Source organism: Shewanella sp. ISS20, from assembly GCF_056522965.1.
Genome location: NZ_JAWRZK010000001.1, coordinates 1564653 through 1577288, shown reverse-complemented (window position 1 = coordinate 1577288; position 12636 = coordinate 1564653). Strand labels below are relative to the sequence as shown.

Annotated in this window: 14 protein-coding genes; all 14 read left to right on the top strand. The window is 31.7% G+C overall.

What is annotated here, in order from left to right:
• Positions 1 to 2: 2 nt before the first annotated feature.
• The 14 genes from rfbC (at position 3) to AC1HDP_RS07095 (ending at position 12504) form a co-directional block, all read left to right on the top strand.
• Complete coding sequence (gene rfbC / locus AC1HDP_RS07160) at positions 3 to 560, top strand: dTDP-4-dehydrorhamnose 3,5-epimerase (RefSeq protein ID WP_479638215.1); 558 nt, start codon at positions 3 to 5, stop codon at positions 558 to 560.
• Positions 550 to 969 carry a sugar 3,4-ketoisomerase gene (locus AC1HDP_RS07155; RefSeq protein WP_479638214.1) on the top strand — a complete coding sequence of 140 codons (420 nt, stop codon included), beginning with the start codon at positions 550 to 552 and terminating at the stop codon, positions 967 to 969. The genes rfbC and AC1HDP_RS07155 overlap by 11 nt, the downstream gene beginning before the upstream one ends.
• Positions 947 to 1417 carry an acyltransferase gene (locus AC1HDP_RS07150; RefSeq protein ID WP_479638213.1) on the top strand — a complete coding sequence of 157 codons (471 nt, stop codon included), beginning with the start codon at positions 947 to 949 and terminating at the stop codon, positions 1415 to 1417. Before AC1HDP_RS07155 ends, AC1HDP_RS07150 begins: the two co-directional genes overlap by 23 nt.
• A complete protein-coding gene (locus tag AC1HDP_RS07145) occupies positions 1410 to 2513 on the top strand; it encodes a DegT/DnrJ/EryC1/StrS family aminotransferase (protein ID WP_479638212.1) in 1104 nt (367 codons plus the stop codon). The genes AC1HDP_RS07150 and AC1HDP_RS07145 overlap by 8 nt, the downstream gene beginning before the upstream one ends.
• A gap of 13 nt (positions 2514 to 2526) precedes the next feature.
• Complete coding sequence (locus tag AC1HDP_RS07140) at positions 2527 to 3315, top strand: glycosyltransferase (protein WP_479638211.1); 789 nt, start codon at positions 2527 to 2529, stop codon at positions 3313 to 3315.
• Between the two features lie 6 nt (positions 3316 to 3321).
• Entirely contained in the window at positions 3322 to 4572 is a 1251-nt protein-coding gene (locus AC1HDP_RS07135) for an MATE family efflux transporter (RefSeq protein ID WP_479638210.1), read from the top strand.
• Complete coding sequence (locus AC1HDP_RS07130; RefSeq protein ID WP_479638209.1) at positions 4556 to 5725, top strand: glycosyltransferase; 1170 nt, start codon at positions 4556 to 4558, stop codon at positions 5723 to 5725. Before AC1HDP_RS07135 ends, AC1HDP_RS07130 begins: the two co-directional genes overlap by 17 nt.
• Positions 5725 to 6600, top strand: a complete 876-nt coding sequence (locus AC1HDP_RS07125; RefSeq protein ID WP_479638208.1) for a glycosyltransferase family A protein — start codon at positions 5725 to 5727, stop codon at positions 6598 to 6600. The genes AC1HDP_RS07130 and AC1HDP_RS07125 overlap by 1 nt, the downstream gene beginning before the upstream one ends.
• A 363-nt stretch (positions 6601 to 6963) precedes the next feature.
• A complete protein-coding gene (locus tag AC1HDP_RS07120) occupies positions 6964 to 7821 on the top strand; it encodes a hypothetical protein (RefSeq protein WP_479638207.1) in 858 nt (285 codons plus the stop codon).
• Positions 7814 to 8854 carry an acyltransferase family protein gene (locus AC1HDP_RS07115; RefSeq protein WP_479638206.1) on the top strand — a complete coding sequence of 347 codons (1041 nt, stop codon included), beginning with the start codon at positions 7814 to 7816 and terminating at the stop codon, positions 8852 to 8854. The genes AC1HDP_RS07120 and AC1HDP_RS07115 overlap by 8 nt, the downstream gene beginning before the upstream one ends.
• Positions 8855 to 8856: 2 nt before the next feature.
• A complete protein-coding gene (locus AC1HDP_RS07110) occupies positions 8857 to 9990 on the top strand; it encodes an NAD-dependent epimerase/dehydratase family protein (RefSeq protein WP_479638205.1) in 1134 nt (377 codons plus the stop codon).
• A 17-nt stretch (positions 9991 to 10007) separates the two neighbouring features.
• A complete protein-coding gene (locus tag AC1HDP_RS07105) occupies positions 10008 to 11006 on the top strand; it encodes a WaaS/CpsH family glycosyltransferase (RefSeq protein ID WP_479638204.1) in 999 nt (332 codons plus the stop codon).
• Between the two features lie 3 nt (positions 11007 to 11009).
• On the top strand, positions 11010 to 11963 hold the full coding sequence (locus AC1HDP_RS07100) for an NAD-dependent epimerase/dehydratase family protein (RefSeq protein WP_479638203.1): 954 nt from the start codon (positions 11010 to 11012) through the stop codon (positions 11961 to 11963).
• Complete coding sequence (locus AC1HDP_RS07095; RefSeq protein ID WP_479638202.1) at positions 11956 to 12504, top strand: sugar transferase; 549 nt, start codon at positions 11956 to 11958, stop codon at positions 12502 to 12504. Before AC1HDP_RS07100 ends, AC1HDP_RS07095 begins: the two co-directional genes overlap by 8 nt.
• The last annotated feature ends 132 nt before the right edge of the window (positions 12505 to 12636 follow it).

Sequence of the window (12636 nt, the reverse complement as noted above, 5' to 3'; positions counted from 1 at the left end):
TTATGTTAATCATCGATACAAAAATTCCAGATGTAAAAATCATCGAACCAGCAGTCTTTAGCGATGATCGTGGTTTTTTTTATGAGAGTTTTAATCAGCTAAAGTTTGAAACTGCAGTCGGATACCAGGTTAATTTTCTTCAAGACAACCATTCTAAATCGAGTAAGGGTGTATTGCGCGGATTACACTATCAACTATCTCCTCATGCCCAAGGTAAACTAGTGCGTTGTGTTGTTGGAGAAGTTTTTGACGTTGCAGTCGATATACGTAAAAACTCAATGACTTTTGGACAGTGGGTTGGCGTGCATCTATCAGCAACAAATAAACGTCAATTGTGGATCCCTGAAGGTTTTGCCCATGGCTTTGTGGTTTTAACTGATGTCGCTGAGTTTGTTTATAAAACAACAAATTATTATCATCGTGAAAGTGAAGGTGCAATCATTTGGAATGATCCAGAGATTAATATTGAATGGCCAATCCTAGATGTTCTGTTATCGGAAAAAGATAAAAACGCACAACTTTTTTCACAATTCAAACAGGTTCTAGAACATGAATATTAAGCTAATTCCACTTCAAGCACATGGTGACGATCGTGGCTCTTTAATTGCGTTGGAAGAAGGAAAAAACATTCCGTTTTCAGTTAAGCGTGTCTATTATCTTTTCAATACAAAAGAAGGAGTTAGGCGTGGTTTTCATGCTCATAAAACCCTTAAGCAGGTTGCAATTGCAGTGCGAGGGTCATGCCGTTTTTTATTGGATGATGGGCAAGAACGTATAGAAGTTTTATTGGATAATCCTGCAGAAGGTTTACTTATTGAATCCTTTATGTGGAGAGAAATGTTTGAATTTTCAGATGATTGCGTATTAATGGTCCTAGCTGATCAATTATATGATGAGTCTGATTATATTCGTAACTATGCACAATTTTTAGAGGCCTCACAAGATAATGTTTATTCATCCACTCAGTGATGTACAAGCAACTAAAATTGGCAAAGGTACTCGAATTTGGCAATTTGCAGTTGTACTCAATGGTGCTAAAATTGGGCAACATTGTAATATTTGTGCCCATACATTAATTGAAAATAATGTAGTTATTGGTGATAACGTAACTATAAAGTCAGGTGTCTATCTCTGGGATGGTATTACGATTGGTAATAATGTGTTCATTGGTCCTTGTGCCTCTTTCACTAACGATAAAATGCCTCGTTCAAAAGTTTACCCAGCAGAATTCTCAAGTATAAGGATAGAAGATTATGCTTCTATTGGTGCCAATGCGACTATATTACCTGGTATTAAAATTGGTAAATATGCAATGGTTGGTGCTGGAGCTGTAGTAACTAAAAATGTGCCTGACTACGCTATTGTCGTAGGTAACCCAGCAAAATTAATTAAATATATAGAGCAGCAACATGATTAACTTTCTCGATCTAAAAGCAATCAACAATCAATATCAATTAGAGCTTAAAGAAGCTTGTGCTCGAGTTATTGATTCTGGCTGGTATATCATGGGTAATGAATTATCTCAATTCGAAACCGAATTCGCAGATTATTGCGGAACTAAATATGCAATTGGAGTTGCTAACGGTTTAGATGCTCTAATCCTAACTATTCGCGCATGGAAAGAATTAGGAAAACTGAAAGCCGGTGATGAGGTTATCGTTCAAGCAAATACTTATATTGCTTCAGTTCTAGCTATAACAGAAAATGATTTAGTGCCAGTATTGATAGACCCAAATCCTTTAACATATAACCTAGAACCAGAAAGTGTTCGAAAAGCTATTACTTCAAAAACAAAATTAATATTACCAGTTCATCTTTATGGTTTGATTTCTCCTATGCCTGAGATCATGGAAATAGCAGCAGAATATGATCTTTTAGTGTTAGAAGATTGTGCTCAATCTCATGGTGCAGAAATTAACGGTAAGCGTGCAGGGAATTGGGGACACGCAGGTGGATTTAGCTTCTATCCAGGAAAAAATCTAGGGGCATTAGGCGATGCTGGAGCTGTCACCACAAACGATCAAGATCTAGCTGAAACGATCAATGCATTGCGTAATTATGGTTCTCAAAAAAAATATGAAAATATATACAAGGGCGTAAATAGTAGATTAGATGAAATTCAAGCAGCTATGCTGAGAGTTAAATTATGCTTCCTTGAACAGGAAACTAATCGTAGACGTCTTATTGCAAAAAAGTATTTGAATGAAATAAAGAACCCGTACTTGAAATTACCTGATTGGAATTTAAGTAATGAACATTCTTTTCATTTGTTCGTGATTCGGACAGATTTTAGAGATGAGCTGTGTAGTTATTTAAATGAAAGTGAAATTCAATATGTAATACATTATCCTATTGCACCTCATAAACAAGAATGTTATCTAGACCTTAGACATACAAATTTAGAAATCACAGAAAGCCTAGAGTCAGAAGTTATTAGCATTCCAATTAGTGGAACTTTATCGGCTAATGATATCAATGTAATTATTACAACCCTTAATAAATTCAAACAATAAAGAAACAAATCATATGTTGCTAAGTGTGGTTCTTGCGGTCAATAAATATGATGACTACCTTCCGTCTGCCATTAATAGTATTCTTAATCAATCATTCTCTGATTTTGAGTTTATTATTGTTGCAAACAATTGTAATGAAATGCTTTGGGATTATTTGATTACTGAACAAGAGAAAGATAAAAGAATTAAATTATTTAGAACATTTCTCGGGCAATTAGTTTTTAACCTTAATTTTGGGGTTAATGTATCTAAAGGTAAATATATAGCGAGAATGGACGCTGATGATATTAGCTTACCTCTAAGGTTTGAAAAACAAATTGATTTTTTAGAGAATAATCTCGACGTTAACCTATGCGCAACGAATTTTAGCCGTATTGATGAAAATGGAGATATCATTGCTGAAGCTTGCCAGACGGTTTTCACAAACAATGAAATTAGACAAAGTTTGCCAAAATATAATCCAATTGTCCATCCGTCCATAATGTTCAGGAAAAATGATTTCTTACAGCGCAAAGGTTATTTATGGTCTGACTGGGCAGAAGATTATGAATATCATCTCAGATGTTTAAGGGATAATAGTTATGTGTTTTATTCTTTGAAAGATATATTGCTATATTATCGAGTATCATCCACTCAAATGACCGCGCAGAATAATGGACGTAATAATTATGCAAATGAATGCGCATTATTATTTCGTGAGTTTATTCTCAATGATAAATATATATTTCTTTTTAGAATCGCCAGACTAAATTTAAGTTTAAGGAAAGTGAGAAAGTTGCTACTCAGTTACTTTCGGAGTTAATACGAAATGAAGAGTATTCATTTATTCAATCTATCTTGGGCTTTTGTTGAGAAGTTAATAACAATAGTATTGACATTAATAACTACGGGCGCAATTTCAAGGTATTTCGGTGTTGAGCTATTTGGTGCATATCAGTATTCATTATCAGTATTGTTTATTGTTACTGCATTGACATGGCTGTGCCCTGCCGAAGCTTTATTCTCGAAGGTTACTACTCAAGGGATGTTAAATAATAATGTTATTATAACATCAATCATATATAGACTTGTTATTTCAATAATAGTTTGGATAGGTTGTAGTGTTTATACTTTTATTTTTGTTTCCTCAGAGTATCAGTTTGGTTTTATTCTTATTCTTACCTTTTCAGTTCTTTATTCTGAACCATTAGGTGTTTTTAGATTTATTTTAGAGTGCCAGGGGAAATATCATTTAACAGCAAAAATAAGAATCACATCTCTTCTTATTAGAGTGTTTTTAACATTAATTTTTATATATGCTGCATTGAACCCAGTACTAGTTATTGTACCAATTATAATCGAAACTGTTATTGTTTGCTTCTTTTGTTATTACTTCGCAAGAAGGCTAGACAAGAATATTAATCTCAGCATTGTAAATTTTGACATTTCAATTGCAAAAGGTTTCTTAATCGATGGTGCTAAGCTTTGGTGCGGTTTACTATGTATGAGTCTTTTTTTGAAATTAGATAGACTTATGCTGCAAGGACAAATATCTGAACAAGATTTTGGCTTATATACTGCGGCATTTAGTGTGCTTGAACAAGTTACATCGTTGTCTACTGTAGCAATTAGTGTATTGGGGCCTATTTTTATCTATCGTGCTGTTGGTAATGAATTAAAAAATAATACGTTAAAACTCTCAGTGATAATGTTTCTTGTTGGAATGATAGCCACAACATGCATGTATTTTATTTCTGGACACTTTATTAAGTTGGTGTATGGCAAACAGTTTTTTGAATCTGTTGTAATTTTCAAAATGATTGTCTATGTGATACCTATTGTATTTTTAGATTCAAGTCTTAATGTATACATGATAAAAAATAAACTTTATTTATTGTTTTTCAGTAAGTGGATGATAGTACTTATATCAAGCTATGCGGTTTTGAGCTTTAATTTATCAACATTAGGTTGGCAAGCTGGTATATATGGGTATTATACAGGTTTTATAATAGCTGTTTCTGTTTCTTTAATTTGTTTCTTACATCCTAAACTAAGGTGCAAGAGTGACTGTGATAAATAATATAAAACAAATTGTAAAAAAAAATAAATTTTTATTGAATTTATATGAATCTTATGTTCAAAAGGATATAGTCAATTTATTTTCACGTAATTATACTAAAAAGGTGCTTATCAGTTATAGTGTATATCATTTTAAAACCGAAGGTTACGTAAAACATTCTAATTATAATGAATCACTTATCATCGCTGAGATTTTTGATGAACTAGGTTTTTGTGTTGATGTAGTAAATAATCATAAGTTGACTAAAAGAGACCTTACTAAATATGACATAATATTTGGCGAAGGTTTACCTCTATATCAAGCGGTAAATTTATCTAATCCTCCTAAAACTATTTATTATGGGACTGGCTCTCATCCATTTCATTGTACTCAGCAATCATATAAGAGGCTAATAGAGTTTTATCATAAATATTTATGTATAGCTTTATCGTCTCTGCGTACAAGCGATCAACGTTGGGGTTTAGCTGCATCAATATCGGATGTAGTCATCTGTATTGGGAATGAGGTTACTAAAAATACCTTCTTAGAAAATGGTTCTAGAGAAGTATTTATTATAGATCCAACTTACATTCATCGTACGGATGCATTAGGTATTGGAAAGTATAAGCAGTTTCAGAACTGTAGAAATTCAATGCTTTGGTTTGGAAGTTATGGCTTACTCCATAAAGGTTTAGATTTAGTTGTGGATGTTTTTAGAAACAACCCAGAATGGACATTACATATTTGTGGATACACTTCAACTGAAAAATATTTACTTGAAGTATTAGACTTACCAAGCAATGTGATCAATCATGGCTTTATTGATGTGTTGGGCGATGAATTTAAAAATATAGCACATCAGTGTGGTTTTGTTATATTGCCATCGTGTTCTGAAGGGATGGCTACATCTGTTATCACTGCTGTTGCTAATGGAGCGATGATACCTGTTGTATCTAAAGAGTGTGGTTTCGATGTTGGGAATGATGGGTTTATTATTGAACTTAATATTGAAGATATACAAAGGCAGTTGATTTCTTTGAATGAAATTTCTGACAATAAGCTAAAAGATGTTGCTTTAACTGCTCAAATTAATGCCATAAATAAGTTTACTACTAACAACTATCGTTCTCGCTTAAAAAGTTTATTAATAAATATCACAGAAGAAGTTAGATAATGAAACCTCTAATAAGTATTATCATTCCTATTTTCAATCATTCAAACTTTATAGAAGAATGTTTAGATTCAATTTTATACTTAGATTATAATAATATTGAAGTCGTTTTGTGTGACGATGGATCAACTGATGATTCATATTCAAAAGCAAAAAAATGGATGGCTAGAAATACATCAATTAATACAAGGCTACTATCACAGTCAAATCAAGGTGTTTGCAAAACATTAAATCGATTAGTTAGTGAGTCTAATGGCGTATATATTATAATTTGTGCGAGTGATGATACTTTGACAAAAGATAGCCTTTCTTTGAGGTATAATATTTTTTTAGAAAATGCCAATATCCTGGCTGTAATTGGTGATGCTAATTTAATCAATGAAGATTCTGAGATTGTAAGCAAATCTGCTATGAAGTCACTTTTTTCAGCAAACTATAATAATTTACATTCTAGAATTTCTAGAGAACTAATATTACGTTGGTCTGTTGTTGGTCCAACTCTGATGATAAGACGTACCGCATATGATCTTGTTGGTTTCTATGATGAAAACTTATTGATTGAAGATCGTGAGTTTTACTTAAGATTGTTAAATATCAATGGTCTTCTCTTTTTGAATAAACCTGTTGCTAATTATCGAGTGCATACAAATAATGCAAGTCGAAAAAATGTAATCTCTAAATTAATGGTTGCAAAGCAGGTTGCTATTTCAAATTTGAAACATAGTCATGAATTTGATTTTATTAGTAATTTATTTTTGAAATCACACGCGGTTGATTTGTTTCTTGTGAATCTCGGCTGTAATTGTATTGTATTTTATTTTTTGTTTGTTTTCAAAGGAGTTCGTCGGGTTGTATTTAAACCTTTTAGATACTTCTGAGATATAGATATGGAATTTTTTTCTTTTGTTTTCTCAGTATTTTCTGCTTTAATGATTATAATTACTGTTAGTAGAGATGTTAGACGTAATAATTATAACGTCGTTCTAAATCCATTTTTTTGGTCACAGATATATCTGTTTTTCTATTTGGTCTTGCCTTCATTTTTTGTTTTCGATATAAATAAGTACTTTAACTGGAGACTTGAACTGTCTGATATCATCTTATCTAATTTGCTTATACTAATATTTACTCTCATAATATCAACCTTTTACACCTTTTGTCAGTCATCTAATAGAATACAAAATTATAATTCAAGTTGTGGTACTTTAATAACTTGTTTGTGGTGGTTGATTTTTATCTACTTGACGATCGTTTCATTTATTACGATTGTGAGTTTTGACTTTACACAAGTCTTTCTTTATGATGGCGAAGTAGAGGATAAATTTAAATTAAAGAATATCGCGTATTTTTGTATACTTATTTCAGTGTTTACATTTTTTAAGAATAGAAACTTTGTCTATTTTATACCATCGTTGCTAATTATATTGCTAGATGTGATTAATGGTTCTAGAACTATTGCTTTTATTGCGTTGGTTCCAATAGTTATATCGGTTTGTATTCATAAAAAAACTTTGTTTATAATTCCGGGCATGATTTTATTCAGTCTAATGCTTTTATTAGGAGTATTACGGAGTGATAATGTTGTTGGTGGTGTTCCTTGGTATTTGAATGCTATTGGTGAATTTAGAGAAACGTATATAACCTTGCCATTGTTTATTTCTCAAGTTGAATATGTTGGGCATGGTACGATTCTAAATTTGATAGGATCAGTATCCATTGGGCTTTTGTATATGTTCCGAGCTGACATTTCAGAATTGTATATTTTTGCTGGTAATTATATGGCCTTAATCATTAATCGGGGTTATGGCTTGGGCGCTAACATTTTGATTGAAAGTATCTATTATGGTTATTTTACCATGTTCTTGACTTTAATTGCTTTTCCATTGCTTTTACTTTCTTTTAAAAAACTTATCGATAGAAGTACGATATCAGTTGCAGTTGTATTTACCTCAGTAGTTGTTATTTTCTTACGTTTAACATTCAGGGAAGGACTATACCCCAGTTTAGGTGTTTTATTTCTTATTAGTCTTTTTTATATATTGCCGACATTTTACTTTAGAAATATTGTTTTTGCTAAATGTGGGAGGCGTTTTGAATAATTTAATTTTAAAAATTAATTCATCTATATGTATTCGACGGCAAAGAAATTTCAACAACTTCGATTTTCTAAGGTTATATTTAGCTCTAGCTGTTTTATGGCATCATTTTCATTATTTAGTAGGCCAGAGTTCAATTAATAGTGTTTTCAATGTTTTTGATCCAGAGACTGCTGTTCGATGTTTTTTTGTTATCAGTGGTGCATTGATTTGGAAGAGTGCTAAGCAAACCTCTAGTGCGTTATCATTTTTCTACAAAAGATTTTTTAGGATTTTCCCAGCTTATATCACAGTAATTATGATTTCTTCAATGATTTCTTTTTTCCTGTTTGATGCAAGTTTTAAATCCGTTTTTGATTATTTTGTATGGAATGCGACTACTTTAAACTTTATTCAACCTTGTATTGGTGATGTATACATTAACCATGTTTCATGTGCCCAAAATGGTTCTCTGTGGACAATTAAAATTGAGGTTTTATATTATATTTTTGTCCTAGTTTTATTTTATATTTTTAGTGGCAAGTCTTTCAAGATTTACTTTTTCACAGCTTTATTATCCTTTTTGTTACATGTTGTAGTTATATACTATGGATATTTGAATATCTTAAGCAATCTAATAAATCAATTACCTTTTTTGCTATTTTATTTCTTTTTGGGTTCGTTTTTAAATGACTTTTATTCTAGTTTAAAATCAAACTTAAATTTGTTAATATTTATTGTATTTTCTTATCTATACTATCTTGATGTTTTTTTCTATCCATTTTTTATAGTTTCATTTGTATTTCTAATTGCATATGCTCTTCCATTTAATCTTAATGTTAATCGTTTTGGTGATGTGTCTTATGGAATCTATATATATCATTTTCCAATAATTCAATTATTTGTTAGCATAGGTTTGTATAGCAGTTTTACTACAATTGAATCATTGTTATTTACTTGTTTACTTGTATTTTTTATTTCTTATCTTTCATGGTTTTTTATAGAAAAACCAAGTTTGAATTTTGCAAAAAAATTAAATAATTCACAAAAGGCTTAATTATGAAACGCATTTTAATTACAGGTGGTGCTGGCTTTATAGGTTCAAATTTATCGTTAAAGTTAGTCGAACTTGGTCATATAGTGACAGTTCTTGATAACTTATCACCTCAGATTCATGGTGATGATCCTGAACTATCACCACTTTATCTTTCGATTAAAGATAAAGTTAATTTTATCCATGGAACTGTTGAGTCACAAAGTGATTGGTTAACTGCACTTCAAGATATTGATACTGTTGTACATCTTGCTGCAGAGACTGGAACTGGTCAGTCAATGTATCAAATAAAAAAATATTCTGACGTTAATGTTGGTGGAAGTGCTATTTTATTAGATTTAATCGCTAATCAACCACATAATATTACTAAGATGGTCATTGCTTCATCTCGTTCTATATATGGCGAGGGTAAATACTCATGCGCCCAACATGGATTAGTTTATCCTATAGCTCGTAGGTCAGAAGATATGAAGTTAGGTGACTTTTCTGTAAAATGTCCGATATGTAATTTAAGTGTAGATCTGCTTGCTACCGATGAATCCAGTAAAATTCATCCATCATCAATATACGGTGTAACAAAACAGGTTCAAGAGCAGATGTTCATGATCACTGGCCAAAGCATTGGTGTTCCGACAGTTGCTCTACGATTCCAGAATGTTTATGGTGCAGGTCAATCATTATCAAACCCTTATACTGGTATTTTATCGATATTTTCAACCCGAATTAAGAATGGCAATAATATAAATATCTTTGAGGATGGTCTTGAAAGTAGAGATTTTATTTATATTGATGACGTTGTCGAATCTATTGTACTTTCCATTTTCAATGACAATTCTAATTTTCAGGTTTTTAATGTTGGATCTGGTATTTGTACAGATGTACTTACTGTTGCCAGAACACTGAAAGATATTTACAAATCTAATTCAATAATAAATGTTACTGGTAATTATCGTGTTGGTGATATACGTCATAATTTTGCTGATTTGTCTTTGATTAAAGAGAAGCTAGGGTTTGAACCTAAAATAGATTTCTTTACTGGAATAAATAAGTTTGCTTCTTGGGTTAATGAGCAAAATGTTCAGGTTGATTTATATGACCAATCGATCGCTGAAATGAAAGCAAAAGGTTTGTACAAATAATTTAATTAGGTTTAATCATGCTTGCAGGAAAAAAAATTCTATTTATTGCACCTTCATTTTTTGGGTATGAGAAAGATATCGCAGATGAATTATCATTGTTAGGAGCGGATGTCGATTATTTTGATGAACGTCCGTTCAATTCTTCTTTAGCTAAGATTTGTAATCGACTGAATTTCAAATTCTTCATTAAAAAAAACATATCAAAATATTATAATGATATTTTGTTTAAAAGCGAACACAAGGATTACGATTTCCTTTTTGTAATTTCGCCTGAAACTTTGGATAAAGCCTTTATTGACAATCTCAAGTTGACTAATACAAAAATCATTACAGTGCTATATATGTGGGATTCACTACGAAATAAAGCTAATGCTAGAAAAGTCATATCTTCATTTGATAAAGTGTTTACCTTTGATTCAACAGATATTAATGTAGGAACTGATATAGAGTTCTTACCACTTTTTTATAGTAGTGACTTTATGGTATCAACTTCCGATGAAATGAAATCTAGATATTATGTGTCTTTTATTGGTACCGTTCACAGCGATAGAGCTAAATTAGCTAAATCCATAATTGAGCAATATCAAGCGAAAGGTTATGAAACCTTCAGCTTTTTTTATTGCCCTAGCAAGCTTCTTTTTATACTGAAGAAATTTTTTACAAGAGAATTTGACTTTATATCTTTTTCTGATGTGTCATTTACACCTATGTCAAAAAAAAATATCAGAGATGTATTTTTAAGTTCTGATTCAGTTCTAGATATTCAACATCCAGATCAAACTGGTTTGACTATGAGAACGATTGAGATTTTAGGTTTACAAAAAAAGCTAATTACTACAAACACAAACATAATTAATTATGACTTCTTTGATAATAATAATGTACTCGTTATTGATAGGAATGCACCGGTATTACCTGAATCATTTCTTTTAAATAGATATGAGTCTCCACCTAATAATGTATATGTTCGGTATTCACTTCAGAGTTGGGTTAGAACAATCTTCAAAAAGGTATGAGCTTTGTATAAAAAAAAATCAGTGACTATAGATTCTAAAAGTGTTTTATTAACTGGCCCTACTGGATTTATAGGTTCTTATGTTAATAGTCTACTTGGTTATGAATGTGCTATTGCTACTAGGGAGTTGACTTGTAATCTAAAGAACCCAAGACAGTGTACTTTATCAGATCTTATTTCAACAAATAAATCATCATTATTTAAAAATGTTAATGTCGTTATACATTTAGCTAATTTAGCTCATTCTTCTGTTTATGATGCTTTAGAATTGCAAACTGTAAATGTTGATTTTACATTAAGTTTAGCAAGAAATGCAGCTAAACATAACGTGCAGCGTTTTGTATATGTCAGTTCGATTGTAGTCCATGGTAATAATAATTCACGATGCTACCCAAAAAGCAAGGTTAGCCCGATAGGGATATATGCACAGTCTAAATATAATGCTGAACTTGGCTTGAAGAAAATTGCTGATGAAACTGGTCTCGAAGTCGTTATAGTTAGACCAACATTGGTATATGGTCCGGACGCTCCTGGTAACTTTGGGATGTTGACAAAATTAGTTAGGAAGTTATCAGTGCTTCCATTTGGGGCTGCATATAATCGCCGAGATTTTATTGCTGTTCAAAATTTGGCGGATTTACTACTTACTTGTGCCTATCATCCTGATGCATCTGGGCATATTTTTCTAGCTAGTGACGGCGAGACAATTTCTATTAAAGATTTTGTAAATGCAATTGCTGATGGATTAGATAAAAAAGTTTATCAATTAGCAGTACCTTTATGTTTAATGCGTGTTGCTGGATATGTAACTGGTAATGCCGCTAAGTTCGAACAGTTATTTGGAAATTTAGAAGTGGACTCATCAAATCTAAACAAAATTTTAGGTTGGTTTCCTCCATATACTATAAAGCAAGCTATGGCTACTTTACGCGATGCAGGTAATAATTATAATGCTTAGATTTATTGATTTATTATTGGCTTTTTTGGGTTTATTATTGTTATGGCCAATTTTATTAGTAGTTACAGTTATTGGATTGTTCGACACAGGGAGTCCAATTTTTATTCAGACGCGTATAGGGAAAAATAAAAAACCTTTCAAATTGATTAAGTTCCGCACTATGCCCGTTGATACAATATCTATCGCAAGTCATTTAGTCAGTAACACATCGATAACTATATTCGGAAATTTCTTACGGAAAACTAAGATTGACGAATTACCCCAACTTATTAATGTTTTGAAGGGGGATATGAGTTTAGTTGGTCCACGGCCTAACTTATTTAACCAAGAAGAGTTGATTACTGAACGTGAAGCTTTGGGTGTTTATAATGTACTTCCTGGTGTTACGGGTTTAGCACAAGTTCAAAATATTGATATGTCTACTCCAAAACTTTTAGCTGAGACAGATAGACAGATGATAGATACTTTAAATATTAATAAATATTTTAAATATATCTTGATGACAGTGTCTGGTAATGGTTCAGGCGATGCAATTAAGTAAGCTAATAATTTACTTTGGGGATGAATCACATGCTCGTTAGTGAGGGTGAAGATCTTGAATCTGGAGTCGTTTGCCTTTTTAAAACATGTATTATTGAGTCAGTATGCTTGTGTCTGGGTATTTCTTTGTACT